This is a genomic window from Nocardiopsis dassonvillei subsp. dassonvillei DSM 43111 (genome assembly GCF_000092985.1).
Classification (GTDB): Bacteria; Actinomycetota; Actinomycetes; order Streptosporangiales; family Streptosporangiaceae; genus Nocardiopsis; species Nocardiopsis dassonvillei.
The window spans coordinates 2,063,345-2,089,733 of sequence record NC_014210.1 but is presented as its reverse complement, the minus strand read 5'-3'; the positions used below and the strand labels follow the sequence as shown (position 1 = coordinate 2,089,733).

Below are 26,389 nucleotides of genomic sequence, written 5' to 3'. Positions count from 1 at the left end.
GCTACGAAGTCATGTGGACACAGGCCGGGAAAGGCGGTCGCGACACGCGGACACCTCGGCCTCCGACGCCGCCGAACCGGTCGAACCGCGCAGTTCGGCGCGGGCGAACTCGGCCATCCCCTCGGCGAAGCCGACCCTGGGCCGCCAGGACAGCTCCCGCCTCAGCCGGTCGGAGGAGGCGGTGATGTGCCGGACGTCGCCGAGCCGGTACTCGCCGGTGACCAGGGGCTCCGGGCCGCCGTGCGCGTCCGCGAGCGCCCGGGCCATCTCGCCGATGGTGTGCGGGGTCCCGCTGCCGGTGTTGAAGGCGGACAGCTCCCCCGGGGCCCTGCCCGCGACGGCCTCCAGGGCCGCCACGTTGGCCCGCGCCACGTCGCCCACGTGCACGAAGTCGCGCCGCTGGCGGCCGTCCTCGAACACGCGGGGCGCCTCGCCCCGGGCCAGCGCCGAGCGGAAGAAGGAGGCCACGCCCGCGTACGGGGTGTCGCGCGGCATCCCCGGCCCGTACACGTTGTGGTAGCGCAGCGACACCGCGCGTCCGCCGACGGACCGGGCCCACGCCGCGCACAGGTGCTCCTGCGCCAGCTTCGTGGTGGCGTAGACGTTGCGCGGGTCGCTCGGCGCGTCCTCCCCCACCAGGCCGGGCACGAGCGGCGCCCCGCACCGGGGGCACGGCGGGTCGAACACCCCCGCCCGCAGGTCCGCCTCCGCCCTCGGGCCGGGGCGGACGTCGCCGTGCTCGGGGCACGTGTACCGCCCCTCCCCGTAGACGACCATCGAACCGGCCATGACGATGTCGCGGACGCCGGTCCTGGCCATGGCGGCCAGCAGGACCGCCGTGCCCAGGTCGTTGCAGCGGACGTAGTCGGGGGCGTCCAGGAAGTCCGCGGAGCCCAGCCCCACCATCGCCGCCTGGTGGCAGACCGCGTCCACGCCCCGCAGGGCGCGTTCGACGATCTCGCCGTCCCGGACGTCGCCCACGACGTCCACGGTTCTGTGCTCGGTGTCCCTCCCGGTGTGGGCCTGGGGCAGGTAGGCGTCGAGGGTGACCGCCTCGTGCCCGGCCAGGCGGAGTTCCTCCGCGACCCTCGATCCGATGAACCCGGCACCACCCGTGACCAGTACGCGCATGGACCCAACCTACGTTTCGCGCACGCTCCGTCACGGGTTGCGCCACGCGCGTCGGCGCCGATCCGCCGACGCGCGCGGCGGCCCGCCCGGGATGACGGGCTCACAGCAGCGTGGACCAGTAGGTCCAGAACGCCTGGGCGACCGCGCCGACGACCGCCAGCGCCCAGACGGTGAGCACGACGGTGTGGTTGCGGGCCAGCAGGTCCAGGGGTCCGGCGGCCCATCCCGGCACGGGCAGGTGCGCGGAGCGCACGTTGTGCAGGGTGACGTACCAGAAGAGCGGGACCGTCACCGCCCACACGACCACGCAGTACGGGCACAGCGCGCCGATGCGGTACAGGCTCTGGAAGATCAGCCAGTGCACGAAGACGGCGCCGAACACCACGCCCGCCTGGAGTCCGAGCCAGAACCAGCGGTCCAGGCGCGCCCCGGCGGCCAGCGCCGCGCCCACGGTGGTAACCACGGCGAAGCAGACCACGCCGATGACCGGGTTGGGCACGCCGAGGACCTCGGCCTGCGGGGTGGCCATGACGGTGCCGCAGGAGAGCACCGGGTCGAGGCTGCACGCGGGCACGTGCCCGGGGTCGGCCAGCACCCGGATCCTCTCCACCAGCAGGGCCAGGGCCGCGAGCAGCCCGGCGCCGCCGCCCAGGGTGAGCAGCCAGGGCAGGGCCCGGCTGATGACGGGTGTGGCGGCACCGGGCGGGGACGCCGCGGCGCGGCGGGGCGCGGTAGGAGTGTTCAACCCTCCAGCTCCCGGTCGATCATCGCCGAGAGCGTCTCGTAGCCGGGCATGCTGGGGGTGGGGCGGCCGTTGACGAAGATGGTCGGGGTGCCCCGCACGCCCAGGGCCACGCCGTCCCGGAAGTCGGACCGCACGCGCTCCAGCGTGGCGGGGTCCTCCACGGCCCGGACGAACTCCTCCGTGTCCAGGCCCAGGTCCTCGGCGAAGCCGACGAACACCTCGGCCTTGGAGTCCTGGGACTCGCCCCACTCGGCCTGGGTCTCGTACATCCGGACGTACATCTGTTCCAGCGCGCCCTGCTGGGCGGCGGCCTCCACGGCCGCGGCGGCGGGCTCGGCGTTGGTGTGGCCGGGCATGGGGAAGTAGCGGATGACCGTGTTGATCCGCCCGTCGTAGTCCTCGCGGATCCGTTCCATGACGGGGAACTGGGCGCGGCAGGCCTCGCACTCGAAGTCGAGGAACTCCACGACCGTCACCGGCGCCTCCTCCACCCGGTCGAGGTGGCGGCTGTCCTCGCGGACCAGGAGTCCGGCCGGTGCGGTGGGTGCGGCCTGCGGGTCGGCGGAGCCGTCCGGGGCCGCGGGGGCGCCGCCCCGGTCGTCGAGGGCGACGAGGAGGCCCAGTCCGATGACGGCGACCATGATCAGGCCGAGGGTGATGCCGAGGTTCTTGCTCATGTGGGTGTCCTGGGGTGCGGGGCGCGGCGGAGCGCGCCCGGGGAAACGGTCACGGGGAGGGGCCGCGCGGGGCGCGGGGAGGGGGCGGGTGACCGTGTCCTAGACCCGTTGGACGCAGAGCAGGGTCAGCAGCCCGTACCCGTGGGGGGCCAGGGGCGGGCGGCTGACGGGGCGCGGGGCCGGTCCCGGCCGCGGGGCCAGCAGGAGCGCGAGGACCAGGGCGACGCCGAGCGCGACGAGGAACAGGGGCGGCGCGGTGGGCAGTCCGTGTCCCTCGGTGACCTCGCACGCGTGCGCGGTCTGCGGGGCCGGGGCCGCGTCGGTGACCGCGGCGGCCTCCCGGGGCCGCTCCGGGCAGTCGGCCGTCGCGGCGGCAGTGGTAGCTGTGGCTGCGGGAACGACCTGGGCGACCGGGTCCGTGCTGTGGCACAGCGCGCACATGAAGCACATGAGCACCAGCGCGACCAGCGGCACCGCGAGGGTGCGCTGTCGCCGCGTGGAGGTGTGCCGGTCCATGCCAGGAACTGTAGCGGTGGTGTCGCCGGGGCCTTCGGCGGCCACGGGATAGGGGGAACCGCCACGGGTTCTGACGGTGGGCCCCTAGCCCGGAAGCGCCTCCCGCGAGCAGGGCTCCGGCAGGCGCGAACCGCTCGTCGGACTTCCCCCGGGCCGGGGCGCGGGCCTCGCGGCCGCCTCGGCCCCGCGGCGGCGCGGACGCCCCGGGGCGGCCTGCCGGACCGGGCTCCGCCCTTCAGCCCCGCTCCGGGCGGGTGCGCGGCCCGTTCGCGCCGTGTGCGCCGTGCGGTGCCCGCTGGCCCGGCCTCAGTCGTGGAAGGGCTCGCCCGTCACGACGTGGTCGGCGTGGTTGAGCGCCTCCAGCACCAGGCGGCGCAGGTGGCCGTCGCGCAGCTGGTAGATGGCGTGCCGGGACTCCTTGCGGAACTCCACCAGACCGGCCAGGCGCAGTTTGGCCAGGTGCTGGGAGACGGCGGTGCGCGACGCTCCGCAGGCCTCGGTCAGCTGGCCCACGTCCGCCTCGCCCCCGGCCAGGGTCCACAGCAGATGCAGCCGGGTGGGGTCGGCCAGCAGGGCGAACACGCTCGCGGCCACGGCGAGCCGCTCGGGTTCGGGCGGAGCCGGGTGCACGCGGCTGGGGACGGCCTGCTCGTCGCTGGTGCGCATGTGCGCAGTCTAGGGCCCGGAGGAGGGAGGACCCCGCGGAATATGACATCATGTGCGTACTTGCGCACGTATATGGTGCGCCTGGTCGTGCTCTTCCTTCTTCTCCGGGTGGTGGTCGTGGTGTGGCGGGTGCTGACGGACTTCGCTTCCTACCGCAGGTTGTTCTACGCCCAGGTCGTGGCGCTGGCGGGCACCGGGCTGGCCACGGTCGCCCTGGCGCTGCTGGCCTACGAACTGGTTCCGGGCCGGGCGGGGCAGGTGGTGGCCACCGCCCTGACCGTCAAGATGCTCGCCTACGTGGGCGCGGGGCCGCTGCTGACCGCGGCCCTGGTCCGGGCCCCGCGCAAGGCGGTGCTGGTGGGCTCGGACGCGGTGCGCGCCCTGGCGGTGGCCTGTCTGCCGTTCGTGGACCAGGTCTGGCAGGTGTACGCGCTCATCGCCGTGCTCCAGTGCGCCTCGGCGACCTTCACCCCCACCTTCCAGGCGGTCATCCCCGAACTGGTGGACGACCGCGGCTACACCTCGGCGCTGGCCCTGTCGCGGCTGGCCTATGACCTGGAGGCGCTGGCCTCGCCGCTGCTGGCCGCTCTCGTGCTGCTCGCGATCCCCTTCGACGGCCTGTTCGCGCTGACCGCGCTCGGCTTCGCCGCCTCCGCCGCCCTGGTGGCCGCCACGGCGCTGCCCGCCCCGACGCCCGGGTCGCGGAGTCCCCGCCGGGCCGCGGCGAGCTGGCGGGCCTTCGGCACCGACCGGCGCCTGCTGGCGCTGACGGCGTTGAACACGGCGGTGGCCGTGGTCACCGCCCTGGTCCTGGTCGACACCGTCGTCCTCGTCCGCTCCCACCTGGGCGGCGGCGACACCGCCGTGGCGTTGGTGCTGGCCTGCTTCGGCGGCGGTTCCATGGCGGTGGCGCTGGCCCTGGGGGCGCTGGTGGAGCGGTTCGGCACGCGCGCGCTCATGCTCACCGGTCCCGGCGTCCTCACGGCGGGAGCGGCGGCCCTGGCGCCGGGCTGGGCCCTGGCGCCGGGACCGCTGGTGCTCGGCGCGGGATGGGCGGTGCTGGGCGCGGGGTGCGCGCTGGTGTCCGCGCCCACGGGGCGGCTGCTGCGCGAGGCCGCTCCCGAGGGCGCGTTGGCGGGGGTCTTCGCCGCCCAGTTCTCGCTCTCCCACGCCTGCTTCCTGCTCACCTACCCGCTGGCCGGGTGGGCCGGGGGCCTGGAACCGGTCCTGGTGCTGGGCGGCGCCGGGGTGCTCACGGGCGCGTGCGCCCTGGCGGCGGCGGGCCTGTGGCGCCCCGGCGCGGTCACCGCGGACCCCTCCCCCGCGGCCGGGGACCGCTGACGCCCCCGCCCCGGCCCCGCCCATGAGGCAGGGGGAGGGGCGCGGGGGACGTCGCGGCGGCGTTCAGCGACCGGTCCGGCCGTCCACCAGTTCGCGGAGGATGTCCAGGTGCCCGGCGTGGCGGCCGGTCTCCTCGATCATGTGCACGAGCGCCCACCGCATCGACGGGGCCGGTCCGTTCCAGCGCCCCGCGTGCGCGGGCCCGCCGAGGTCGTCGCAGTCGGCGATGGCACGGTCGGCGGCGGCCACGGCCGCGCGGTATCCCTCCAGAACGCCAGCCGTGGTCTCACCGGTGTCGGCGTGGAACGTGGCCTGCCAGTCGCCGACCTCCTCCCCGAGGAAGAGGGCGCGCTCGACGTGGGCCAGGTGCTTGACCAGTCCGAGCAGGTTCGTGCCGGACGCGACGCCCGGAGTGCGCACGTGCTGCTCCGGCGCGCCGTCCAGCTTGGCGAGGACGCTCTCGCGCAGGTAGGCCAGGAACCCCGTGAGGACCTCCTTCTCCGCGGACCCCGTCCCGGGCGGGGGCTGGTCGCGTCGGCGCGAGGGTGCATCGGCCGTCCTCGTCGAACCCTTCGGCGTCGCCCCCGTACGGCGCCGGGCCACCACCACGTTGTCGCTCACCCGCGCGCTGCGGCCGTCGGGGCCGTGGGCCAGCCGCGAACGCCGCTCGCACACGAGGCCGGTCCAGTCCGCGCCCAGGTCCAGCGACCGCCACAGCTCCTCGGGGGCGGGGAAGTCGTCGCGCTGTTCCCAGGACCAGGGCGCACTGGACGCGTGGTCGATCACGACCAGCAGCCCGCCCCCGCCCACCGACCGCGAGACCCGGCGCAGCACGGCGTCACGGTCGATGTCCACCGGGGTGTGGAAGTAGTTCGCGTAGACCAGGTCCCACGGTCCGGCGTCGGGCACCGACAGCGCCAGGTCGTGGCGCCGCGTGGTGAGGCGGTCCCCTACCCCGGCCCGGCGGGCCCGCTCGGCCAGCACGGCCAGGGCGTGTTCCGCGACGTCGACGGCCGTGACGTCCCATCCCCGGCCCGCCAGCCACAGGGCGTCCCCGCCCCGGCCGCAGGCGAGTTCGAGGGCGCGGCGCGCGTCCGCCCCGCGCTCCGGTTCCGGCGGTGGCACCAGGGCCAGTTCCCCGGCGAGGCGGGCGAAGGCCGCGTTGGGGCCGGGCGGCGGCGTCGAGGGGTCCCCGCCCCGGTAGCGGGGTTCCCAGAACTCCCGGCTGGGCGAGGTGTTCTTGTCTGTCTCCATGGACGCCAGTGTTCGCGCCGCCGGGGCAGCGGAGCCAGCTCTCGTGCAGAACTGCAAAAGCACGTGCGCGCGGCGCGTCCCCGGTGGTCCTGGGCCTCTCCCCCGGCGGCCGCGCCTCCGGCGTGCCGGTCGCGGAGCCGCCGCGAGCGGGCGCCCGGCCGCTCCGCGCGCCCGTCCCCCTCAGGTCCCGTGCAGGTGGACGCGTTCGCCCTGGGTGCCGAAGATCGCGATGGTCTCCGCCGGTTCGTGCTCGGCCGGGTTGCCGATCCAGTGCGGGGTCCGGGTGTCGAACTCGGCCGCCTCCCCCGCGCCCAGCAGCAGGTCCTGCTCGGCGCCCAGGACCAGCCGGACGGTCCCCGAGAGCACGTAGAACCACTCGTGTCCTTCGTGTGTGCGCAGCTCGGGCGGCGGAAGCGTCCGCGCCGGCGGGTAGAGGACCTTGTACGCCTGGACCCCGCCCGCGCGCCGGGTGAGCGGGACGAACGTCAGGCCGAAGCGGCGTACCGGGTGCAGGTGCACCCGCGGGTCGCCCACCCTGGGCGCGTCCACCAGTTCGTCGATGGGCACCCGGTACACGCGCGAGAGCGGGAGCAGCTGGCCCAGGGTCGGCTGCACCCGCCCGGTCTCCAGACGCGACAGCGTGCTCGGGGTGACCCCCGTGCGCTCCGACAGCTCGGCGAGGGTCAGCCGCGCGCGGTTGCGCAGGCGCCGCAGCCGCGCGCCCACGGCGCGCAGCACCTCGGCGTCGCCCTCGTCGGCACGGCGGTTCCCGCTCTCATCCATATCCGCAACCTACCGCGCGGCGGCCCGCGCGCACCGCGGCCGCTCCGGCTCCGCCCTTCCGTGCCCGGCCGGGCGGAGCCCCGCCTTCACGGGTCACCACCCGTGCATGCGGGCCTTCGTCTCCGTGTCCATGTAGTCCTCGACGTCCTGGTTGGCGATGGCCAGGTTGACCAGCATGAGCCCGGCCTTCTCCGGGACGAGCCGGAAGACGCGCCCCACGTGTTCCTCCAGCGGGACGACCAGGAGCCGGTGCTCCGGATCGCTCATGGCGGCCCGGTCCGCCACCAGCAGGGCGTCCGCGACGCCCTCGTCGGAGTCCTCCGGATCGGCGCGTACCAGCGACATCAGCTGCTCGGGGGTGGCGCCCTCGAACACCGGGTCGTCCACGACCCCGACGTAGTCGCCGAAGTCGTCGATCGGATTCCCGTAGCCCGACCCCGGACGGTACACGGTGTCCAGGAGCGCGGTCCAGGCGGCCTCGTCGGTGAAGTCGGTGCGCACGAGCAGGCCGTCGTTGACGTGGGTGAGCGGGGGCAGGGGCCGGGCCGGGGGCTCGTAGCGGGGCGGGGCGTCCAGGTCCTCCAGGTGGGCGCCCACGGGATCGGGGAGGCCGGACTCCCAGTCCTCCACCGTCTCGTCCTCCTCGGCCTCCCATTCGGGTTCGGCCGGGGCCCACTCCTCGAAGTCGTCCAGGACCGTGTCCAGGTCCTGGCAGTGCATCACCAGGTAGGTCAGGGCCGCCTGGCGGGGCGTGATGCGGAACGCGTCCCCGCCGGTGCCGCGGAACGCCAGCAGCGGGCGCGGACCGGCGTTGGCCGTGGTCCTGTCGTTGGCGAGCAGGACCACGTCCGGGGTCCACGCCCCGTCCCGGCCCAGGGCCCCGCCCACCTCCTCGGGGGTGGCGCCCCGCCAGGCGGGGTCGTCCACCACGACCAGGCGCCGGGGAACGGGGGCCTCCGACACCGCGGGGGCTTCCTGGCCGGGGGCGGGCGCCACCAGGCCGGGCAGTTCGCCCATGCGGGAGAGGACGTCGTCCCAGGCCTCGTCGTCGTGGTCGGTGCGCAGGAGCAGCATCCCGGGCACGTGCGACGCGTCGTCGGCGGGCGGCAGGGGCAGGGAGGGGCGGTCCATCAGGGGGTACCTCGCGGCGGTCGTGGCGTACGGATTCCTCCGTTTTATCGGAGGTCTGCGACAGAACGGCGCCCTCTCCCCCAGAGGCCCCGGGCCGGTACGCGGTGCCTCAATTAGGCGCTCCGCACATCTTGTGGCGGCACACCGCTACACATAGCATCGACCCGACCCCACCGGGTCATCAGGCAACATTAGCACCCTCACCCCCGGGAGACCCCCATGCTGAGACGTGTCCTCATGCCCGTCCTGATCGCCCTGAGCGCCCTGGCGCTGACGCTGGTGGGCACCGCGCCGGCCACCGCCGCGCCCGCGGAGCAGACCCAGCCGCTGCGCCAGACCGTCCTGTACTACGACGCCAGCAGGGCCGCGGAGTACACCTCCGCCGTCGCCTCGGCCGTGAACGTGTGGAACTCCAGCGTCAGCAACGTGCGCCTGGAACCGGCCTCCGCCGGACGGCGCGCCGAGATCCGGATCGTCGCCGACGACGGCTGGCCCCGCGCCCACCTGGGCCCGGTGCGCCCGGGCGGACAGGTCACCGTCTGGATGGGCCGCCAGGGCACCGCCCAGGGCTACGACGCGGTGCGCATCGCCGCGCACGAACTCGGCCACAGCCTGGGCCTGCCCGACGCCAAGCCCGGCCCGTGCTCGTCGCTGATGTCGGGCTCCACCGGCGGCGTGAACTGCACCAGCCGCTACCCCAACGCCTCCGAGCGCTCGCGGGTGGAGGCCAACTACGGCAGCGGCCTGAGCGGCCAGCGCGCCGCCGACGGACAGCTCCTGGTCGACCGCTTCTGAGCCGACCGCGCCCGCGCGGGCGCCCCGGCTCCGAAACCGACGGCCCCGGGCCTCGGTCCGCATCGGCGGGCCGAGGCCCGGGGCGTCGCGCACCCCGTCGCGCCCGGACGGAACCGGCCCTCGCGGGCAGCGGGGCCCCGTCCGCCGGGGCCGCCGCCAACCGCGCGGGCGTCCGCCTCCGCACGGGGCCGCCGCGCCTCCGGCGGAGGGAGGGATCGTCCCGCGCGGCCGGACAAGGGCCACGACCGGACCGGGCGTATCCGCCTCGGTCATCCCGCTCATCCCGCGCGCGGCCGGAGGAGGGGGACCAGGGGACAGCGGTCACCGACCAGGCGGCACACCAGGGCCAGGGCCGCCAGACCCGCCGCCACGGCGACCAGGGCCGCGCCGAGGGGGTCGAAGAGCCCCTGGATCAGCACGAACACCCCCGTGAGCAGTACGAAGCCGCCGAACCCCTTGCGCAGGGCGGCTTCGGGCACGCGGGAGCTCAGGCGCACCCCGACGAGTGAACCGGCCACCGCGAGCGCGCTGACCGCGCCGAGCAGGGCCCAGTCCGGGCTCACGGCGGTCAGGTAACCGGTGAGTCCGGCGAAGGACTTCATGCCGATCACGAGCAGGGAGGTGCCCACGGCGGCCGGCATGGCCAGTCCGCCCAGCAGCACCAGGGCGGGCACGACGAGGAACCCTCCTCCGGCGCCGACCAGCCCGGTGACCGCGCCGATCACCACCCCGTCGAGGACGACGCGTCCCAGCGGCGGCGCCACGGCGTCCGACCCCCGGCCGGGGGTCGCGTTCCCGCCCCGGAGCATGGCCAGGGCGGTCGCGACCATCATGAGGGCGAAGGCGGTCATCAACAGGGCGCCCGGAACGTGCGCTCCCACCACGCCGCCGACGAAGGCCCCCGCCATCCCGGCGGCTCCGAACACCAGCCCGGTACGCCAGCGCACGTTTCCCGCGCGTGCGTGCGCGAGCGCGCCGACGAGCGAGGTGAGACCCACGACGAACAGGGACGCGGCGATGGCCTCCTTGGGGTCCATGCCCGCGACGTAGGTCAGCAGCGGCACCATCAGGATGGAACCGCCTCCGCCGAGCAGTCCGAGCGCGAGCCCCACCACCGCGGCGAGGCCCAGGGCGAGGACGATCTGAAACTCCATGTTGACTCCGCTTCCGTGGCTCGCCGCGGCGGGCGCGGGCGGCCGATGGCTCGGGGATGGTGGGGCGCGGGGGCGGTCCGGACAGCGCGGAGGCCGCCCGGACGACGCGGGGGGCGGCGCCCGCCCACGCGCGCCCCGCTGCGGGGGCGGCGGGCGCGGCCCCGCCGCGTGCCTCAGTCGGCACCAGCGCGCACCGGCGCGTCCCGGTCCCGCCTCCAGTCCTCCCAGGCGCCGTAACCCCGGTCGAGTTCGACGACGTCGTATCCCGCGCGGCGCAGAGCCGAGGCCGCCACGGAACTGCGGGCGCCCGACTGGCAGTAGCTCACGATGGTGCCGTCGGTCGGCAGCGCGTCGAGGTTCCACAGCACACGGCCCGCGCTGAGCTGCCGCGAACCGGGGATGTGCCCCTCGGCGTGCTCGCCCCTGGTGCGCACGTCCAGCAGGAGCGCGGCACCGGCCTGTTCGAGTTCCTCGGGGGTGACGCGCGGCGGCACGGTCCTCGGCAGGCCCTCCGTGCTGGTCGTGTAACCGGACACGTGGTCGATGCCGACCCGCAGCAGGTGGTCGCGCACCCGGCGGGCGGTGTCCCCGTCGTCGGCGAGCAGCACCAGGGGGCGGGTTTCGGACTCGGGGTCGTGGGCCCAGGCCCCGAAGGTCGCGGCCTTGTCCGGACCCGGGATGTTCAGCGCCCCCGCCACGGTGCCCCGGTGGACCTCGACGTGGGGCCGGGTGTCGACGAGGACGCTCCCGCCCTCGTTCAGGGACCTGCCGACCTCCTCGTCGGAGAGCGCGGGCGGCGGGGCGAGGCGGCCCAGGACCCGGGGCCCCTCCCTGTTCTGGCGCTTCATCCGCGCGAAGTAGGCGTGGGCGTCGGGCTGTCCGTCGAGCAGTTCCGCGACGAAGCCCTCCATGTCGCCGGCGCGCAGGTAGGGACCCCACCAGGCGTTGAGCCGCTCGTACCCGACCGTGGTGGCCGGAAGAGCGCCGAGGGCCTTGCCGCAGGCGCTGCCCGCCCCGTGTCCGGGAAGGACCTGGACGTGGTCCGGCAGGTTCAGGAACACCCGGCGCAGGCTCTCGAAGAGCTGGCGGGCGCCCTCGAACCGGGTGCCGCTCCCCCCTGCGGCCTCGTCGAGCAGGTCGGGACGGCCCAGGTCGCCGGCGAAGACGAAGTCACCCGAGAGCAGGTAGCCGGGGTCGCGGCTGAACGCCCCGTCCGTCACCAGGAAGGAGAGGTGCTCGGGCGTGTGCCCGGGGGTGTGGCTCGCGCGGACCGTGATGTTGCCGACGGTGATGGCGTCACCGTCGAGCAGCCGTTCGGCGTCGAATCCGTACTGCCAGTCCTGACCGCCCTCGCCGGAGACGTACGCGGTGGCGCCGGTGGCCGCGGCGAGTTCGCGGGTGCCGGAGAGGTAGTCGGCGTGGATGTGGGTCTCGGTCACGGCGACGATGCGCATGCCGTGTGCGCGGGCCAGTCCGAGGTAGTCGTCGATGTCGCGGCGGGCGTCGACCACGACGGCCTCTCCGCTGGCCTGACAGCCGACGAAGTAGCCGGCCTGGGCGAGGTCGTCGTCGTAGAGGCGTTCCAGCAGCATGCTCTGCTCCTTGTCCGGTGGGTGCTGTGTGACGTGTCAGCCCTGGTCAGATACTGGGGGGAGTATCCAGAGGGCAGAGGGAGGCCCTGTTCGCGTGCGCTCATCGGCCGGCGGCGATGCGGGCCAGGGAGTCCTCGATGTCGACCTCCCCGCTCGGCCGGTTGTAGGGAAGGCGGGACAGGGCCATGCCCATGGCGCAGGTGTCGGTGACGGCGGCGAAGACCAGCCCCGCACCGACGACACCGGCGACCGCCACCGCCGGGAACCACACCGGGGAGGCGAGCACCGAGCCCAGGACGATGCCGCCCGCCACCAGTCGGACCTGGCGTTCCAGCGCCCATCTCTCGCGGCCGCGCTCCAGGGGCGCCCCCTGCGCCTCCCAGGCGTTCATGCCGCCCTCCAGCACGACCGTGTCGCCCAGGCCCGCCCCCGCCAACGTGTTCCGGCACCGCCCGGCCCGCTTGCCGGAGCGGCAGACCAGGACGAGGCGGCCGCCCGCGCCGGCGACGATGCGCTCCAGGTGGGCGTCCACCTGCTCCAGCGGCAGGTTGACGGCCCCCGGGATGTGTGAGCCCTCGTATTCGGCGGGGGTGCGCACGTCGACGATCAGGGCGCGGGGGTCGGTTTCGAGCAGTACGCGCACGGCGCGCACGTCGATGCCGTGGTCACTCATGTGTTTCCTTCCTTCGGTGGTGCGGGAGTGGATCTGGATACACCCGGGGGTATCCAGTGGACGGACCGGGACTCCGGACACGCGGGAACCCGGACTGCCCGATATCCGCCCCCGTATACTGGGGGGAGTATCCAGAAGCCATGGAGACGCTCCGGTCGAGGCCGGAGGGGGACTCCGCGCGAAAGGCGGCGCGCGGGCGCCCGACACCCGGTCGGCGCCCACGAACCCTCAGGCCAGGGCCAGGAACAGCTTCTCCAGCTCCTCCTCGGTGAGCTCGGGCTCCTCGCCCCGCTCGCGTGCGGTGTTGCAGTGCCGCATGCCGCTCGCGACGATCTTGAACCCCGCCCGGTCCAGGGCCCGGGAGACCGCGGCCAACTGCTGGAGGACGGCGGCGCAGTCCTCCCCCGCCTCCATCATCGAGATGACACCGGAGAGCTGGCCCTGCGCGCGCTTGAGTCGCGTGATGGCGTCGCCCACCATTTCAGGCTTCATCTGGTCTCCTTCCGCCCGTGCCCCCACCATACCCCCGGGTGTATCCGCGCGGCCAGTCGCGTAGGTCACACCGGCCCCAGGAGCCTGTCCGCGGATCGGATTCTCGCACCGCCTTCCCCGATCGGACGCCCCGGAGGCGGGGCCGCCCCGGGTCCGCGGCAGCCGGGGACACCCTGCCGGACCCGGCGTCGGGCGCCCCGGCCCACCGGGCCCAGGGCAGCCGTACCGCCTCGATCCCGGCGTCGCTCAGGAGGACCTCGACGAGCGCTGCGGGACCGGCCAGCGCGCGGCTGCCTCCGGCATCTCCCCTCGGCTTCCTCTCCTGCGACCGGCACCGATTCAGGACCGGCGGGAACGGAGGCGCCTGGAGGCACGCCCCGGCTCAGTGCCCTATCAGCGAGTGGAGGACGGCGACGTGCGGTGCGCCGGGAATCCCGCGACTTTCACAGAAGACTCTCATAACCGGTGACGAGTGCGGTCAGGGTGAACCTCATCCGGGCGTCGACACCGGGCAGCCCTGCTTCGAGGGCCTTGTTCACCAAGGGCAGGTCGGCACTTCCGGGAACAGGGTCGCCGGAGTTCTCGCCCTGCTTGGTCAGGTGTTGTCCGAGCACGGACGAGGCCGTCACGTGCACGATGGTCAGGGCGGTCCCAGCGGCGAAACCCGCCGCGGTGAGGATACGCAGGAGGCCTTCGAGTTCGCGAAGGTTCCGGCTGGTCAGGGCAGGGCGGGTGGCGAAGAGGGTGGCCACCCCCGGATGGGCGAGCAGGCCTCGGTGCACATCGAGCGCGTAACCGGTGATCGCCTCCTGCCACGAGTCTGAAGCCTGGGGTTCACGGATCGACTCGGCGAGGACGTGTTCGACGATGGCGTCTTCCAGCGCCTCCTTGTTGCGCACGTGGTGGTAGAGGGTCATCGCCTCCACCCCGAGTTCACGCGCCAGTCGCCGCATGGACAGCGCAGCGACTCCTTCGGCGTCGACCAGCCCCACGGCGGTTCGCAGTACCTGGCGCCGACTCAGACCGGCGTGCTTGCCCTGGACGCGCGTTTGGCTCATGCCACCCCTCGATTGACCTCTCTTACGCCGTAAGAGTAGCATCAAGCCGTCTCATACGCCGTAAGAGAGGTGTTGCGCCATGTCAGCTGAGAAGCAGGAACGCCGCAACGGGGGCGGTGGGAACCTCGCACAGGCGTTGCGGATCGGTGCCGGTTTGCAGGTGGTGTGCATCCTGCTGCCGGTCCTGGACCTGTGGTTCCTCGGGTCGGTGGAGCGTCACGTACTGGCCGCCTACCCCCAGTGGGACGCCGCCGAGATAGCCGCCGAGCGGACAGTGATCATCCTCTACCTGGTGATCGTCGGCGCGACAGGGCTCTTGGGGTGGCTCTTCGCCCTGGCGGCGGTTCGGCGTGGATGGTGGGAACGCGGAGTGGTCACGACCCTGTTCACGGTCGGCATGGGAGTGCTCATCCTCAGTGCCGGGGCCGAAGGCGGTGCGTACGACCGGATCGTTCCCCTGTGGTTGGGCCTGGCCCTGCTCTGCCTCCTCGCCCTCCCGGGGGTCACCGCGCTGGTCGCCGTCTGGCACGGAAGGGACCGATGATGCCGACAAGCGTCTCCGCGCGTTTTCTCCCCCTGGCGGTCGCCGCGCTGGCGGTCATCGGCTTCGTCTCGGTACTGGTCAGTTCGGTCACGTCGATGGCGCTCACCACCCTGGCGGAGGCTCTTGGGACCTCCATGAGTTCGATCGTGTGGGTTACGACGGTCTTCTTGCTGACGGCAGGACTGGCGCTCCCCTTCGCCGGGTGGGCCGTGGACCGATTCGGCGGCCGCCCGGTGCTGCTGGTGGGTCTCGCGGTTTTCGCGGCGGGTGCGCTGGGAAGCGGATCGGCGGTGACGTTCGAACAGCTCATCGCGGCACGTGCCGTGCAGGGGCTCGGCGGCGGAGTCCTGGAGTCCGCCTGCCTGGCCTTGATCTCGCAGATCACCGATCGCCGACGCATCGGCGCGGTCATGGGGCTGATGTCCATGGTGATCAACCTCGCCCCGGCGGTCGGACCCGTCATCGGCGCCGCTCTGTTGTCCGCCGCGGGTTGGCGCAGCGTCTTCCTCTTCGCCGTACCGCCCATCCTCCTGGCTGGCGTGCTCCTGGCTCTTTCCCTGGGTCAGTGGAGAACGTCCCCCGGCACCGACTCATCAGCCCCAGGGGCAGCTCAGGCCCACCGGTTCGACCTTGTCGGCCTGGCCCTGCTCGGTCTCGGCTTCACCGCAAGCCTGTTCGCCATCGGTCGGCTCTCCGCTGGAACGCCATGGTCAACGCTCACCGCGGGTGTACTGGGCGCACTGCTGTTGGTGGTCTACGTCCGGCGTTCTCTGCGCGTACCCGCGCCGATCATCGACCCGCGGCTGTTCACCGACCGTCGCTTCTCCGGAGCCGCCGCGATCATGGGTATGGGTGGCGTGCTGCTGTTCTCCACACTCACTCTCGTGCCCCTGCTGGCCGCACGGTCATGGGATCTCAGCGGGCTCACCGAGGCCGTGCCACTGGCGGCCTTCGGAACGGGGATGCTGGTGTCGATGAGCGTCGCTGGAGCGCTCTCGGACCGCGTCGGATCCCGAAGGATCGTCACCACCGCGGCGGCCTGTTCAGCGGGTTCCCTGGCTCTCCTGGCGGCCTGCGCGCAACTCCTGCCCTCCCCCGCGTTGGTGTGCACGCTCCTTCTGTGCCTCACCGGCCTCTCGTTCGGAGCGGTCTCCGCGCCGACTTTCGCCAGCATCTACCGCATACTCCCGGCAGCGATGGCCGGGAGGGGCACCACGGCCGTCCTGCTCGTCGTTCAGCTCGGCGCGGCACTCGGCGTCACCGGGATCGGATCCCTGGTCGGTGCTGTGGGCAGTCGTTCCCACACAACCGTGCTCGTGCTGCTCGCGGGGCTCATGCTCACAGCAGCCGGTGTCGCCGCACTGGCCCTCTCCCGGGAGGCGAGTGCGCGACACGCCGATGATCGGACCACGCGGTAGAGGGATCCAACCGCCGGGGCCCAACGCGTCCACGGCACCTTCGGCCCGGTTGACCGCCGACACCGAGATGAGGAAACACCAGTTCAGATGGGTCGGAACCGTGGATCTGTCTGGGGTCGGTGGCCACAGGCCGCCCCGCACTGCCCGCCGGTTCCGGACGCCCCACCGGGTCCTGACCCCCATACTGTGAGGAACCGTCTGTTCCCACCCGCGCTGGAAAGGCCTCCCACCCTTGCCGACCCTCTTCTCCAAGATCATCGCCGGCGACCTCCCCGGACACTTCGTGTGGAAGGACCCCGAGGTCGTGGCCTTCCTGTCCATCGCCCCGCTCCGGCCGGGCCACACCCTGGTCGTCCCCCGGGCGGAGGTCGACCACTGGACCGATGCCGACCCCGCCCTCCTGACCAGGTGCATGGAAGTGGCCCAGGCCGTCGGCCGGGGCGTTCGCGCCGCCTGGAACGCGCCCCGCGCCGGGCTGCTCGTCGCGGGCTTCGAGGTGCCGCACATGCACGTCCACGTGGCCCCCGTCTGGGACATGTCCGACTTCGACCTCAGCGGCGTCGAGACCGAGACGGACCACAGCGTCCTCGACCGCTCGGCCGAGCGGCTGCGTACCGCCCTCCGGGAACTGGGGTTCGACCACGCCGTCGCGCCCAGGGACTGACGCCCCTCACGGCACGGAGGGCTACTCCTCGCCGTGAGGCGTGTAGAGCATGATCCAGTGGTCCCGCTCGGGGTCGTGGAGCACCTCGATCTCGAAGCGGGACCACCCCCGGGCCGGGTGGCGCATCTGTTTGACCGCGGACCTCGAAACGCCGACCTCCCCCTCCTCCCAGTGGTCGCGGAAGCTCCGGCTGGTCGCGGTGAGCTCGGCGAGCAGGGCGCGAAGGTAGGCGTCCTCGGGGTACCGGCTCAGCGCCGTCCGGAGTTCGGCGGCCGCCGCCCGCAGGAACCGGTCCGCGCCCCCGCCCCCGAGCAGCTGCGTGAGCACGTCGGTCGTGAAGGCCTGGTAGGCGATGTTGCGATCGAACGGACCGCCGCCGGTCAGGGACCCCAGCAGCTCCCGCGCGGCCTTGTTGCGGGCGAGGAGGTCGAGCCGCCCGTCGTGCACGGTGACCGGCATCGTCTCGTCCAGGCCGCGCAGCAGACGCAGCAGCCCGGGGCGGATGACCGAGGAGGGCGAGGCCGGTTCGGGCGGGGGCTCGCCCCCCAGCCGGAAGAGGTGGTCGCGTTCGGCGTCCGAGAGCCCGAACGCCCGGGCCAGCGAGGAGAGGACCTCACGCGAGGGGCGGGGCGCCCGGCCCTGTTCCAGGCGCGTGTAGTACTCCACCGAGATACCCGCGATGTCGGAGACCTCCTGGCGGCGGAGCCCCGGAACCCGCCGACGGGACACCCGCACACCGCCCCGAGGCTCCGGAGGGCTCATCGCGGCCCTGCGCCGCCGCAGGTACTCCCCGAACTCGGTCCGATCGCTGCTCGACATGCCCCCCATTGTCCCCGCCCCGCGCCCCGTGCCGTCGGGCGAGCCTGGTCCTGCCGGTACCACCCTCGACGCGGTCTTCCTCCCCCGTCCGGCTCCCCGGATCATCGAGAGCACACCGCACCGGGCGCACCGGGACCGCCCGGAACGCGCGGCGGAACACGACGATCGGAGACTTCCATGCACGACCAGAGGCTGACCCCCGCCACCCACGCCGGACTCGCCGTGGCCCGGGAGTTCGTCCGCGCCGTCGAGGCCGAGGACATCGAGGCCGTGGCCCGGACCCTGGCCGACGACGCGCGGCAGCTGTTCATGCACGCCCGGGGCGCCACGACCCCCGAGGGCGTCACGGACATCATCGAGGGGCGCACACGGGGCCTGTGCGTGGCGGACGTCAAGGGCAGGAGCGAGGTCCTGGCCTACACGGGCGCGCTGTTCGACAAGTTCGCCCCGCTGCGGTGGCGCGACCACGCGTGGCGCGTCTCGCCCGACGGCCGCCAGCTCTTCTTCCACGGCGTCGGCGACATGGTCGTCGCGCGCACGGGCCAGCCCTACCGCAACACCTACGTGACGCGGTTCGACGTCGAGGACGGCCGGATCGTCCTCATGGCCGAGTACGGGAACGCGCTCATGTACGCCGGTCTGGGCGTGCGCCCGAACGGGGCCGAGTTCCGGGCCCTGCTGCGCGCGGTCGGACGCATGGTCTCGCCACGGCTGTCCGCCCGGTCGGGCCGGTAACCCTCCCGCCCCGCACGTGCGGGGCGCGCCCCTGTCCCCAGTCGCCCCGGACATGGGGCCGCCCGGTGACCGGCCCGCCCGGCGCGCGGGGTCAGTCCGTTGCGCCCAGCCGGGAGATCTCCTTGCTCACCGCGCGAAACCCCTGTTCGAGGGCGCGCAGGTCCTCCATGGGCAGGCCCATGAGGATGTCGTCGCGAAAGGGCCGCGCCACCATCAGCCGCCGCACGACCGAGGCGCCCAGGGGCGTGGCGCGGAGGCGGCGGACGCGCTGGTCGTCGGGGTCGGCCGAGCGCTCGGCGACACCGTGGGCCACGAGCCGGTCGAGCACGCCCGACATCGACGCCATGGAGACGCCGAACGACTCCGACAGCCCCCTGCCCGTCGCGCCCTCCTTCGTGGTGACCAGGACCATGAGCACCCTGAGCTGCTGGATGGTGAGGTCCATCGACAGCAGGTTCTGCAGGAGGGCGGCCATCACGGTCTCCTCCATCATCCCGTTCAGGGTCTGGATCTCGCGCACGATGCGTTCGCGTTCGTGTTCGCCCTGTTCGGTCGCCTGTTGCCGCATAGCCGCCATGATAGAGCGCCGCGACGGGCGCCCCCCGACCCCAAATACTTAGCCTGATGCTAAGCTTTTTGGCGCACGGTTCAACGACACCGCCGCCGCATCGGGATGGCAGCCGCCCGGATCCCGTTCCACGCTCCCGTGAGCACCACGGCCATCCCCCGCGCGAGCCCGGCGCCGCGTCCGCGTCGCGATGCGACGGCAACGAAGTGAGGACGGCACATGGGCACAGCCTCCGACACGACCGCCGACACCGACGACCGCACCGGGGAGATCGACCTCGACGCGCTGCGGGCCAGGTACGCCCGCGAGCGCGACCGCCGCGTCCGCCCCGACGGCACCGGCCAGTACCGCTCGGCCGCGGGCGAGTTCGGCTACTACGCCAAGGACCCCTACACCCCCCGGACCGAACGCGAACCGCTGACCGACACCGTGGAGGTGCTCGTGATCGGCGGCGGCTTCGGCGGCCTGACCACCGGCGCGCGGCTGCGCCAGGCGGGCGTGGAGTCGATCCGGATGATGGACGAGGCGGGCGACTTCGGCGGAACCTGGTACTGGAACCGCTACCCGGGCATCCACTGCGACATCGAGTCCTACTCCTACATGCCCCTGCTGGAGGAGGTCGGCTACGTACCGAAGTGGCGCTACGCCCCCGGCGAGGAGATCCGCCGCCACGCCGTGGCCGTCGCCGAGACCTTCGGGCTGTACCGCGACGCGCTGTTCCACACCCGCGCCACCGCGCTGACCTGGGACGAGGGCGCTGACGAGTGGGTAGTGGAGACCGACCGCGGCGACCGGATGCGCGCGCGGTTCGTCATCACCTCCTCGGGCACGCTCACCCAGCCCAAGCTGCCGGGCATCCCGGGGATCGACACCTTCCGGGGCCACACCTTCCACACGAGTCGCTGGGACTACGGCTACACCGGAGGCGACCAGAACGGCGGCCTCACCGGCCTCGCCGACAAGAGGGTCGCGGTCGTGGGCACCGGCGCGACCGGCGTACAGGTCATCCCGCACCTGGGACGCGACGCGAAGCACCTGTACGTGTTCCAGCGCACCCCCTCCTCGGTGGACGTGCGCGACAACCGCCCCACCGACCCGGAGTGGGCGGCCTCCCTCAAGCCCGGCTGGCAGCGCGAGCGCATGGAGAACTTCCTGGCGATCGTCTCCGGCGAGCGGGTCGAGACCGACCTGACCCGCGACGGCTGGACCTCCACCGCCCGGCTCCAGCGCAAGATGATCTCCGGCGCGCTGGACACCAGCGTCCCGGCCGAGGAGCGCGAGCGGATCGACGAACTCGTGGACGCCCGCAAGATGAACCAGATCCGGGCGCGCGTGGACGAGGTCGTGGACGACCCTGCCACGGCCGAGCTGCTCAAACCCTGGTACCGCTACATGTGCAAGCGGCCCTGCTTCAGCGACCACTACCTCCAGACCTTCAACCGGCCCGACGTCACCCTGGTGGACACCGCCGACCACGGCGGCGTCACCCGCATGACCGAGGACGCGATCGTCGTCGGGGACGCCGAGTACCCCGTGGACTGCGTCGTCTTCGCCACCGGGTTCGACGTGGGCGTGTCCGGGGTGATGTCGGGAACGCTGCCGGTGCGCGGGCGCGGCGGGCGCGACCTGCTGGGGTCCTGGAGCCGCGGGCCCAGCACGCTGCACGGCTTCTACAGCAACGGGTTCCCGAACCTGTTCCACCTGGGCGCGCTCCAGAACGCCAACTCGGTCAACTTCGCGCACATCCTGCTGGAGCAGGCCGAGCACATCGCCGCCGTCGTCGCCGAGGCCCGCAAGACCGGGGCCCCGGTGGTCGAGCCCTCCCAGGAGGCCGCCGACGCGTGGGGCCGGACCGTCCGGGAGAGCGCGCACGACAACTCGGCGTTCCAGGCCGAGTGCACGCCCGGCTACTACAACCGCGAGGGCGCGGGCGTGCACGGCGGGTTCTCCTACAGCCCCGGCCCCGTGGCCTTCCACCGGCTGCTGGCCGACTGGCGCGGGAGCCGCATGCACGAGGTCCTGAACGCGCGGTCCTAGCCGGCCCGGACGCCTCCGTGGGCGCTCCTTCCTGGGCGCCCACCCTCCGGGGCGTGTCCGGCGCATGTCCGCCCCGCCGCGCGGCGGGGGTGGACGTGCGCCGAACACGCTCCCGGACCCCAGACACCTGATCCCAGACCCCGAGGGAAACGTATGGAACAGCACTGCCCCAGGCCGCGACGAACGGTGGCCGCCCGCGCACTCGCCGCACTGGCCCTGACCGGCGCGGCGGCCGGATGCGCCGCCCCCGCCGCCACCGGCGAGGACGGCCAGGACGGCGGAACCGAGCGCACCGCCGAACTCCTGGTCCAGGTGACCTCCGTCCACGAGGAGACGGGGATGACCCTGCTCGAAGGCCCGACCTTCGACGCCGACGGACGCCTGCTCGTCGTGGACGTCACCGCCCCCGCCGGGGAGCCCAAGGTGCTCCGGGTGGACACCGGAACCCGGGAGGTGACCCCGGTGTTCACCGACGAGACCGGCGCCTACACCTCCGCGCAGTTCAGTCCGCACGACGACCGGCTCTACCTGACCGACTTCGCCGGTGGGAAGATCGACAGCATCACCCCCGAGGGCGAGGACCACACCACGTTCTTCTCCGGGGAGGTCGACGGAGCGCCGATGAACCCCGACGACCTGGCCTTCGACGAGGCCGGGAACATGTACGTCAGCGACTCGGCCGGGTTCGACGGTCCGGCGTGGGAGGCCCGGGGCAGGGTCGTGCGCGTCGACCGCGACACCGCGGAGGCGACCGTCCTGGCCGAGGAGCTGCCCGCGCCCAACGGCATCTCGTTCACCGCGGACTTCTCGGGGCTGTGGGTCGGCCAGTACGGCGCCAACCGCGTCGACCACTACGCGCTGAACGAGGACGGCACCGAGGTGGAGACCTCCCACGCCGCCCTGTACTTCGACGGAGGCACGAGCCGGATCGACTCCATCGCGGTGGACGCCGACGGCAACCTCTACCAGGCCGTCCACGGCCAGCCGCGCATCTTCGTGTACAGCCCGCTCGGTGAGCACCTGGCGACGGTCGGCGTCCCGGCCGACGCCGCCGAGGGGCTGTACTCGGCCACCAACGTGGCCATCGCACCGGGGACGACCGACGCCTACATGACCGTCAGCGGGGACGACGGCGGGTTCGTCTACTCCTTCGACGCGCTCGCCGAGGGGATCCGCCAGTCCAACGGCGGCTGACCGTCCGCCCCCGCGGGGGAAGGGACGGAACCGGTCGCGCGGCCCGCCCGGGAGCACGTCGACCGGCTCCCGGGCGGGAGGGCCCGGGTCACGCGCGTCCAGGTGGCGGGGCGACGGGCCGTCCCGCCCCAGGGGGCACGTCAGCCAACCCCCGAACCCACAGGAGACCCGGGTCACAACCACCCGTGTCACAGGCTGTCGGGCTGTCTCGTCTCAGGGGGTGTAACCGACGACGACCGCGAAGGAGCACCCCATGGACGCGAGACTCGACTACTTCACCAGCCCGGCCGCGGGCAGGGCCGTCAAGCCCTTCATGTCCGTGGGCAGGGCCCTCAGGGACTCGGCGCTGCCGAAGGCGACGCAGGAACTGGTGGCGCTGCGCGTGAGCCAGATCAACGGCTGCGCCGTCTGCCTGGACATGCACACCAAGGACGCCGCCGCTGCCGGTGAGACCGCCGTGCGGCTGAACCTGGTCGCGGCGTGGCGGGAGGCCACGGTCTTCACCGACGCCGAGCGCGCCGCGCTGGAGCTGGCGGAGGAGGGCACCCGGGTCGCGGGCGCGGCGGGCGGGGTCAGCGACGAGGTGTGGGAGCGCGCCGCCGAGCACCACGACGAGGAGCAGCTCACCGCCCTGGTCATGCTGGTCTCGTTCATGAACGCCGTGAACCGGCTCAACATCATCACCCGGCAGCCCGCCGGAAGCTACGAGCCCGGGCAGTTCCACTAGGTTCCGGCACGGGGCCCGGCGGCTGCGGACTTCGGGTTCCGGCCCCGGGCCCGGGGGCGGACCGGTCGGCGCGAGCCGCCCGTACCGGGGAGTACGGCCGGGCGGAAGGGCTTGGGAGAGGGGCGGGTCGGCGTGGGCAAGGTGGAGGACTTCGAGGAGCTGCGGCCGCTGCTGTTCTCGATCTCCTATCGGATCCTGGGCAGCGTGAGCGAGGCCGAGGACGCGGTGCAGGAGACATGGCTGCGCTTCGACCGCTCGACGACCCGCCCCGCGTCGACCAGGGCCTTCCTGTCGGCCGCGGTGACCCGGATCTCGATCGACGTGCTGCGTTCGGCGCGCGTGCGGCGGGAGGAGTACGTCGGCCCGTGGTTCCCCGAGCCGCTGCTGAGCGACCCCTACCAGGACCCGGCGCGGTCGGTGGAGCTGGCCGACTCGGTGTCGATGGCGGCGCTGCTGCTGTTGGAGCGGCTCAGCCCGCTGGAGCGGGCGGTGTTCCTGTTGCGGGAGGTGTTCGCCTTCGGGTTCGACGAGGTCGCCGCGGCGGTGGGGCGTTCGGAGGCGGCGTGCCGACAGCTGCTCGTGCGGGCGCGGCGGCACATGGCGACCGGGCGGCCGCGGTTCGCGGCGGACCGTCGCGAGCAGCGGGAGCTGGCGACGCGCTTCTTCGACGCGCTGGAGAACGGCGACGTGGACGGCCTGCGGGACCTGCTGGCCGCCGACGCGCAGTTGGTCGGGGACGGCGGCGGCCGGGCCCCGCAGCTGGCCAGGGCCGTCACGGGCGCGGCGGGCGTGGCCCGTCTGCTGGGCACGGTCTTCCCCGAGCTGCTGGGGATCGGCGTGTCGTTGGAGCCGCACGAGGTCAACGGCCAGCCCGGTGCGCTCCTGCGCGACCGGGACGGCCGGGTCCTCCAGGCGCTGGTCCTGGATGTGCTCGACGGGCGGGTCCAGACCGTGCGCGGGGTGATCAACCCCGACAAACTGGGCCACCTCGGCCCGGTCGCCGACGCCTGGGCCGTGGACCGCGAGGTGAGGCGGGCCCGGAAGCGGTCGCGCTGACCCCCGGCCGGGACCGGACCCGATCGGACCGGCCTCGACCGGTGGGCGGGCCGAAGGCCGGGCCGCAGGGTCGTGCGGGGGGCCGTATGGTCTGGTTGACGCGCACGAGGTTGCCGGACGGGTCGCGGAAGGCGCAGTCGCGGACCCCGTAGTCCTGGTCGATGGGTTCCTGGACCACGTCCGCCCCGGCCGCCTCCAGGCGCTGGAAGAGGCCGTCGAGGTCGTCGGTGGCCAGGGTGATCGCGGTGTAGGTGCCCTTGGCCATCAGCTCCAGGACGGTGCGGCGCTCGTCCTCGGTGACGCCGGGGTCGACGGCGGGCGGGTGCAGCACGATGGAGGTCGCGGGCCGTCCGACCGGCCCGACGGTGATCCAGCGCATGTCCTCGTAGCCGACGTCGTTGCGGACCTCGAACCCGAGGAGGTCGCGGTAGAAGCCCAGGGCGGCCTCGGCGTCGGTGTGCGGCAGGAAGGCGTGGTGAATGGTGATGTCCATGCCCCCAACGCTAGGTCCGGCTACGGGGAGCGCGCTTCTTGATTCCTGACCGGTCTGGTCACCTGTTTGGCCAGGCAGGGCGGGATGCCCGCCGCCGCCCGCGAGTGGTCGCGGCGGTAGACGCTCGGCGGCACGCCGACCAGCTCGGTGAACCTCGTGCTGAACGTGCCCAGCGAGGACGAGCCCACCGCGAAGCAGACCTCGGTGACGCTGAGGTCCCCGCGCCGCAGCAGCGTCATCGCCCGTTCGATCCGCCGGGTCATCAGGTACGAGTACGGCGACTCACCGTAGACGCGGCGGAACTCCCTGCTCAGGTGTCCGGCCGACATGTGCGCCCCGCGGGCCAGCGCCTCGACGTTGAGGGGCTGGGCGTACTCGCGGTCGATCCTGTCGCGGACACGGCGGATGGCGGCGATGTCGCGCAACCGCTGTTCCCGTGCGTCCCTGTCGACCATGGACGCCATCATCCCACGCCGCGCCCGGGGCGGACCGGCCCTGCACAGGGCGGGGGCGCCGCACCCGGACGCGGCCCTCAGCGGCCCGCGTGCCGTCGGGAGCCGGACCGGCGGCAGTCGGGGTAGGGCACGAGACGGAGGGTCGTGGCTGCCGCCTCGGGGCTGGTGATGGCCCTGAGGTGGCTGGTGGCGTAGTGACCGTACTTGGCGCGGTAGGCGGCGTCGATCCGGTCGTTGAGGCCGGGGTCGGCGTCGACGAAGACCACGTTCCTGGCGACCCGGCCGACCCGGACGCGTCCCCTGGGGCGCACCCGGGTGCTCCGGTACCAGTCGGAGACGCGCCCGCTCAGCGAGCGGACGTAGAGGTCGTCGCCGTCACGCACGACCCAGACGCGCCCGCGGCTGTCCGGCCGTCCGTCGACGCGCAGGGGCGCGAGCCGCAGCTCCTCCGCGTCCGTGATCCTGGCGAGCTCCTCACTCGTCCACGTCGTCATCGTGCTGCTTTCCCCTCCTCGGGTCGGGTGTGGTGGGTCCGCCGTGCCCCGCAGGGCCGCGGTCTCGGCGGTCGGGTCCGGTCGCGGCGGACCCGCACGCGGACACCTCGGGGGCGAAGGCGAACGGGCCCCCGCGGGGGGGCGAGGTCGTCCGTCTGTTCCCCGGTCCGGGAGCGGGGGCCGCGGGCTCCCCCGGCGGCTCCGGACACGTTAGGTGTCCGAACGCGGGGAGGAGGCGGCCGGGTCGCCGTCGGCCGCCGGGGCCCCGTCCCGCTCGCGTTCGGAGGTGACGGCCCAGCTCGCCAGCAGGTCCAGTCCCTCCGCGGAGGGCGAGCCAGGCTCGGCGCTGTAGGCGAAGAGCGACAGGCCGGGGTCCGCGGTCAGTTCCATGGCCTCGAAGCCCAGCTCCAGCCTGCCCACGACGGGATGGTGCATGGTCTTGGTGCCCGTGCGGTGCTGGTGGACGTTGTGCGCCGCCCACCGGGTCCGGAAGTCCTCGCTGCGCGTGGACAGCTCTCCCACCAGGTTCGACAGGGCACGGTCGTAGGGGTCGCGTCCGACAGCGGTGCGCAGGACGGCGACGGTGTCGTTGGCCGCCCGCTCCCAGTCGGGGTAGAAGTCCCGCGCGCGGGGGTCCAGGAAGGCGAACCGCGCGTAGTTGGCGGGCCGCCCGGACATGTCGAGGACCTGCGCGTACAGGGCGCGGCCGAGCCGGTTGGCGGCCAGGATGTCGAGCCGCCCGTTCTGCACCACCGCCGGTGCGCCGGTCATCGCGTCGAGGATCCGCTGCACGCCGGGCCGCACGCGCTGGCGCGCCGACCGGCGTCGGGGCCTGCCCGGCGCCTCCCCCGCCGTGCGCGCCAGGTCGAACAGGTGGGCGCGCTCGGCGTCGTCGAGCCGGAGCGCCTCGGCCAGGGCGTGCAGGACGCTCTCGGAGACGCCCTTGAGGTTGCCCCGCTCGATGCGGGTGTAGTAGTCCACGCTCACCCCGGCGAGCATGGCGAGTTCCTCGCGGCGCAGGCCCGGCACCCGCCGGTTGCCGCCGAAGGCGACGAGTCCCGCCTGCTCGGGGGTGATCCTCCCCCGTCTGGTGGAGAGGAAGTCCCGGATCTGGTTGCGGTGGTCCATGTCCTCCAGGCTAGGAAGCCGAACACGCTCGTGGGAGGTCCTGTCGTTA

28 protein-coding genes and 1 pseudogene are annotated in these 26,389 nt (G+C 73.5%); 10 read left to right on the top strand and 19 right to left on the bottom strand.

From position 1 onward, the window contains the following. Positions 1-9: 9 nt before the first annotated feature. The 5 genes from NDAS_RS08530 to NDAS_RS08510 all read right to left on the bottom strand — a co-directional run bounded on the left by NDAS_RS08530 (position 10) and on the right by NDAS_RS08510 (position 3,735). Positions 10-1,131: an NAD-dependent epimerase/dehydratase family protein gene (locus NDAS_RS08530; RefSeq protein WP_013152754.1), complete on the bottom strand. Its 1,122-nt coding sequence runs from the start codon at positions 1,129-1,131 to the stop codon at positions 10-12. 100 nt (positions 1,132-1,231) lie between these two features. Then, complete coding sequence (locus NDAS_RS08525; protein ID WP_013152753.1) at positions 1,232-1,876, bottom strand: vitamin K epoxide reductase family protein; 645 nt, start codon at positions 1,874-1,876, stop codon at positions 1,232-1,234. Continuing rightward, positions 1,873-2,553, bottom strand: coding sequence for a DsbA family protein (locus NDAS_RS08520; protein ID WP_013152752.1), 681 nt, complete (start codon positions 2,551-2,553; stop codon positions 1,873-1,875). Before NDAS_RS08520 ends, NDAS_RS08525 begins: the two co-directional genes overlap by 4 nt. Positions 2,554-2,652: 99 nt before the next feature. Further along, a complete protein-coding gene (locus tag NDAS_RS08515) occupies positions 2,653-3,069 on the bottom strand; it encodes a hypothetical protein (protein ID WP_013152751.1) in 417 nt (138 codons plus the stop codon). Between the two features lie 306 nt (positions 3,070-3,375). Further along, positions 3,376-3,735: an ArsR/SmtB family transcription factor gene (locus NDAS_RS08510; RefSeq protein ID WP_013152750.1), complete on the bottom strand. Its 360-nt coding sequence runs from the start codon at positions 3,733-3,735 to the stop codon at positions 3,376-3,378. Between the two features lie 60 nt (positions 3,736-3,795). On the opposite strand from NDAS_RS08510, the gene NDAS_RS08505 reads away from it, so the two are divergent. Then, positions 3,796-5,076, top strand: a complete 1,281-nt coding sequence (locus NDAS_RS08505; protein WP_232051652.1) for an MFS transporter — start codon at positions 3,796-3,798, stop codon at positions 5,074-5,076. A gap of 63 nt (positions 5,077-5,139) precedes the next feature. Here the strand turns inward: NDAS_RS08505 and NDAS_RS29645 are convergent, their stop codons facing one another. From NDAS_RS29645 to NDAS_RS08490, 3 genes are all read right to left on the bottom strand, one after another. Then, on the bottom strand, positions 5,140-6,330 hold the full coding sequence (locus NDAS_RS29645; protein ID WP_013152748.1) for a mycothiol transferase: 1,191 nt from the start codon (positions 6,328-6,330) through the stop codon (positions 5,140-5,142). A gap of 180 nt (positions 6,331-6,510) precedes the next feature. Next, on the bottom strand, positions 6,511-7,113 hold the full coding sequence (locus NDAS_RS08495) for a helix-turn-helix domain-containing protein (RefSeq protein ID WP_013152747.1): 603 nt from the start codon (positions 7,111-7,113) through the stop codon (positions 6,511-6,513). Between the two features lie 93 nt (positions 7,114-7,206). Then, positions 7,207-8,244, bottom strand: a complete 1,038-nt coding sequence (locus tag NDAS_RS08490) for a DUF6924 domain-containing protein (RefSeq protein ID WP_013152746.1) — start codon at positions 8,242-8,244, stop codon at positions 7,207-7,209. A 219-nt stretch (positions 8,245-8,463) separates the two neighbouring features. Here NDAS_RS08490 and NDAS_RS08485 point away from each other — a divergent pair, with 219 nt between their 5' ends. Further along, entirely contained in the window at positions 8,464-9,039 is a 576-nt protein-coding gene (locus tag NDAS_RS08485) for a snapalysin family zinc-dependent metalloprotease (protein WP_013152745.1), read from the top strand. Positions 9,040-9,317: 278 nt separating this feature from the next. Here NDAS_RS08485 and NDAS_RS08480 read toward each other — a convergent pair whose 3' ends face one another. The 5 genes from NDAS_RS08480 to NDAS_RS08460 all read right to left on the bottom strand — a co-directional run bounded on the left by NDAS_RS08480 (position 9,318) and on the right by NDAS_RS08460 (position 14,008). Beyond that, positions 9,318-10,193, bottom strand: a complete 876-nt coding sequence (locus NDAS_RS08480) for a sulfite exporter TauE/SafE family protein (protein WP_013152744.1) — start codon at positions 10,191-10,193, stop codon at positions 9,318-9,320. 173 nt (positions 10,194-10,366) lie between these two features. After that, entirely contained in the window at positions 10,367-11,785 is a 1,419-nt protein-coding gene (locus NDAS_RS08475; protein WP_013152743.1) for an MBL fold metallo-hydrolase, read from the bottom strand. Positions 11,786-11,885: 100 nt separating this feature from the next. Continuing rightward, entirely contained in the window at positions 11,886-12,458 is a 573-nt protein-coding gene (locus tag NDAS_RS08470; protein ID WP_013152742.1) for a rhodanese-like domain-containing protein, read from the bottom strand. Positions 12,459-12,686: 228 nt separating this feature from the next. Beyond that, a complete protein-coding gene (locus NDAS_RS08465) occupies positions 12,687-12,938 on the bottom strand; it encodes a metal-sensitive transcriptional regulator (RefSeq protein WP_019611331.1) in 252 nt (83 codons plus the stop codon). 455 nt (positions 12,939-13,393) lie between these two features. Further along, entirely contained in the window at positions 13,394-14,008 is a 615-nt protein-coding gene (locus tag NDAS_RS08460) for a TetR/AcrR family transcriptional regulator C-terminal domain-containing protein (protein WP_013152740.1), read from the bottom strand. 79 nt (positions 14,009-14,087) lie between these two features. On the opposite strand from NDAS_RS08460, the gene NDAS_RS08455 reads away from it, so the two are divergent. The 3 genes from NDAS_RS08455 to NDAS_RS08445 all read left to right on the top strand — a co-directional run bounded on the left by NDAS_RS08455 (position 14,088) and on the right by NDAS_RS08445 (position 16,634). Beyond that, complete coding sequence (locus NDAS_RS08455) at positions 14,088-14,552, top strand: hypothetical protein (RefSeq protein WP_013152739.1); 465 nt, start codon at positions 14,088-14,090, stop codon at positions 14,550-14,552. Then, positions 14,549-15,970 carry an MFS transporter gene (locus NDAS_RS08450; RefSeq protein ID WP_013152738.1) on the top strand — a complete coding sequence of 474 codons (1,422 nt, stop codon included), beginning with the start codon at positions 14,549-14,551 and terminating at the stop codon, positions 15,968-15,970. Before NDAS_RS08455 ends, NDAS_RS08450 begins: the two co-directional genes overlap by 4 nt. A gap of 232 nt (positions 15,971-16,202) precedes the next feature. Next, entirely contained in the window at positions 16,203-16,634 is a 432-nt protein-coding gene (locus tag NDAS_RS08445; protein ID WP_013152737.1) for an HIT family protein, read from the top strand. 21 nt (positions 16,635-16,655) lie between these two features. Here NDAS_RS08445 and NDAS_RS08440 read toward each other — a convergent pair whose 3' ends face one another. Beyond that, positions 16,656-17,453 carry a helix-turn-helix transcriptional regulator gene (locus NDAS_RS08440; protein WP_041552579.1) on the bottom strand — a complete coding sequence of 266 codons (798 nt, stop codon included), beginning with the start codon at positions 17,451-17,453 and terminating at the stop codon, positions 16,656-16,658. Between the two features lie 177 nt (positions 17,454-17,630). Here NDAS_RS08440 and NDAS_RS08435 point away from each other — a divergent pair, with 177 nt between their 5' ends. Beyond that, the gene (locus NDAS_RS08435) at positions 17,631-18,188 is read left to right on the top strand and encodes a nuclear transport factor 2 family protein (protein WP_013152735.1); all 558 of its coding nucleotides are present in this window, start codon (positions 17,631-17,633) and stop codon (positions 18,186-18,188) included. Between the two features lie 91 nt (positions 18,189-18,279). Here the strand turns inward: NDAS_RS08435 and NDAS_RS08430 are convergent, their stop codons facing one another. Further along, positions 18,280-18,756 carry a MarR family winged helix-turn-helix transcriptional regulator gene (locus NDAS_RS08430; RefSeq protein WP_041552577.1) on the bottom strand — a complete coding sequence of 159 codons (477 nt, stop codon included), beginning with the start codon at positions 18,754-18,756 and terminating at the stop codon, positions 18,280-18,282. A gap of 219 nt (positions 18,757-18,975) precedes the next feature. Between NDAS_RS08430 and NDAS_RS08425 the strand changes: the two genes are divergently transcribed. From NDAS_RS08425 to NDAS_RS08410, 4 genes are all read left to right on the top strand, one after another. Further along, positions 18,976-20,793, top strand: a complete 1,818-nt coding sequence (locus NDAS_RS08425; protein WP_013152733.1) for a flavin-containing monooxygenase — start codon at positions 18,976-18,978, stop codon at positions 20,791-20,793. A 153-nt stretch (positions 20,794-20,946) separates the two neighbouring features. Beyond that, positions 20,947-21,987, top strand: a complete 1,041-nt coding sequence (locus NDAS_RS08420; protein WP_013152732.1) for an SMP-30/gluconolactonase/LRE family protein — start codon at positions 20,947-20,949, stop codon at positions 21,985-21,987. 253 nt (positions 21,988-22,240) lie between these two features. Further along, positions 22,241-22,714, top strand: coding sequence for a carboxymuconolactone decarboxylase family protein (locus NDAS_RS08415; protein WP_013152731.1), 474 nt, complete (start codon positions 22,241-22,243; stop codon positions 22,712-22,714). 132 nt (positions 22,715-22,846) lie between these two features. After that, a complete protein-coding gene (locus NDAS_RS08410) occupies positions 22,847-23,770 on the top strand; it encodes an RNA polymerase sigma-70 factor (protein ID WP_041553109.1) in 924 nt (307 codons plus the stop codon). Between the two features lie 91 nt (positions 23,771-23,861). Here the strand turns inward: NDAS_RS08410 and NDAS_RS08405 are convergent. The 4 genes and pseudogenes from NDAS_RS08405 to NDAS_RS08390 all read right to left on the bottom strand — a co-directional run. Further along, positions 23,862-24,263 (bottom strand): annotated as a pseudogene (locus NDAS_RS08405) (VOC family protein); the annotation flags it as partial. Between the two features lie 20 nt (positions 24,264-24,283). Continuing rightward, a complete protein-coding gene (locus tag NDAS_RS08400; RefSeq protein WP_013152728.1) occupies positions 24,284-24,718 on the bottom strand; it encodes a helix-turn-helix transcriptional regulator in 435 nt (144 codons plus the stop codon). 77 nt (positions 24,719-24,795) lie between these two features. Continuing rightward, positions 24,796-25,212 (bottom strand): DUF2255 family protein, encoded by a 417-nt coding sequence (locus NDAS_RS08395; protein WP_013152727.1) that lies wholly within the window; start codon positions 25,210-25,212, stop codon positions 24,796-24,798. A gap of 210 nt (positions 25,213-25,422) precedes the next feature. Next, positions 25,423-26,340, bottom strand: coding sequence for a helix-turn-helix transcriptional regulator (locus NDAS_RS08390; RefSeq protein ID WP_013152726.1), 918 nt, complete (start codon positions 26,338-26,340; stop codon positions 25,423-25,425). Between the last annotated feature and the right edge of the window lie 49 nt (positions 26,341-26,389).

Excerpts from the sequence above, each read along its gene's own strand:
- NDAS_RS08530 (WP_013152754.1), bottom strand. The coding sequence starts at position 1,131 with ATGCGCGTACTGGTCACGGGTGGTGCCGGGTTCATCGGATCGAGGGTC.
- NDAS_RS08520 (WP_013152752.1), bottom strand. The coding sequence starts at position 2,553 with ATGAGCAAGAACCTCGGCATCACCCTCGGCCTGATCATGGTCGCCGTC.
- NDAS_RS08515 (WP_013152751.1), bottom strand. The coding sequence starts at position 3,069 with ATGGACCGGCACACCTCCACGCGGCGACAGCGCACCCTCGCGGTGCCG.
- NDAS_RS08510 (WP_013152750.1), bottom strand. The coding sequence starts at position 3,735 with ATGCGCACCAGCGACGAGCAGGCCGTCCCCAGCCGCGTGCACCCGGCT.
- NDAS_RS29645 (WP_013152748.1), bottom strand. The coding sequence starts at position 6,330 with ATGGAGACAGACAAGAACACCTCGCCCAGCCGGGAGTTCTGGGAACCC.
- NDAS_RS08495 (WP_013152747.1), bottom strand. The coding sequence starts at position 7,113 with ATGGATGAGAGCGGGAACCGCCGTGCCGACGAGGGCGACGCCGAGGTG.
- NDAS_RS08490 (WP_013152746.1), bottom strand. The coding sequence starts at position 8,244 with ATGGACCGCCCCTCCCTGCCCCTGCCGCCCGCCGACGACGCGTCGCAC.
- NDAS_RS08485 (WP_013152745.1), top strand. The coding sequence starts at position 8,464 with ATGCTGAGACGTGTCCTCATGCCCGTCCTGATCGCCCTGAGCGCCCTG.
- NDAS_RS08480 (WP_013152744.1), bottom strand. The coding sequence starts at position 10,193 with ATGGAGTTTCAGATCGTCCTCGCCCTGGGCCTCGCCGCGGTGGTGGGG.
- NDAS_RS08475 (WP_013152743.1), bottom strand. The coding sequence starts at position 11,785 with ATGCTGCTGGAACGCCTCTACGACGACGACCTCGCCCAGGCCGGCTAC.
- NDAS_RS08470 (WP_013152742.1), bottom strand. The coding sequence starts at position 12,458 with ATGAGTGACCACGGCATCGACGTGCGCGCCGTGCGCGTACTGCTCGAA.
- NDAS_RS08465 (WP_019611331.1), bottom strand. The coding sequence starts at position 12,938 with ATGGTGGGCGACGCCATCACGCGACTCAAGCGCGCGCAGGGCCAGCTC.
- NDAS_RS08460 (WP_013152740.1), bottom strand. The coding sequence starts at position 14,008 with ATGAGCCAAACGCGCGTCCAGGGCAAGCACGCCGGTCTGAGTCGGCGC.
- NDAS_RS08455 (WP_013152739.1), top strand. The coding sequence starts at position 14,088 with ATGTCAGCTGAGAAGCAGGAACGCCGCAACGGGGGCGGTGGGAACCTC.
- NDAS_RS08450 (WP_013152738.1), top strand. The coding sequence starts at position 14,549 with ATGATGCCGACAAGCGTCTCCGCGCGTTTTCTCCCCCTGGCGGTCGCC.
- NDAS_RS08440 (WP_041552579.1), bottom strand. The coding sequence starts at position 17,453 with ATGTCGAGCAGCGATCGGACCGAGTTCGGGGAGTACCTGCGGCGGCGC.
- NDAS_RS08435 (WP_013152735.1), top strand. The coding sequence starts at position 17,631 with ATGCACGACCAGAGGCTGACCCCCGCCACCCACGCCGGACTCGCCGTG.
- NDAS_RS08430 (WP_041552577.1), bottom strand. The coding sequence starts at position 18,756 with ATGCGGCAACAGGCGACCGAACAGGGCGAACACGAACGCGAACGCATC.
- NDAS_RS08425 (WP_013152733.1), top strand. The coding sequence starts at position 18,976 with ATGGGCACAGCCTCCGACACGACCGCCGACACCGACGACCGCACCGGG.
- NDAS_RS08420 (WP_013152732.1), top strand. The coding sequence starts at position 20,947 with ATGGAACAGCACTGCCCCAGGCCGCGACGAACGGTGGCCGCCCGCGCA.
- NDAS_RS08415 (WP_013152731.1), top strand. The coding sequence starts at position 22,241 with ATGGACGCGAGACTCGACTACTTCACCAGCCCGGCCGCGGGCAGGGCC.
- NDAS_RS08400 (WP_013152728.1), bottom strand. The coding sequence starts at position 24,718 with ATGGTCGACAGGGACGCACGGGAACAGCGGTTGCGCGACATCGCCGCC.
- NDAS_RS08395 (WP_013152727.1), bottom strand. The coding sequence starts at position 25,212 with ATGACGACGTGGACGAGTGAGGAGCTCGCCAGGATCACGGACGCGGAG.
- NDAS_RS08390 (WP_013152726.1), bottom strand. The coding sequence starts at position 26,340 with ATGGACCACCGCAACCAGATCCGGGACTTCCTCTCCACCAGACGGGGG.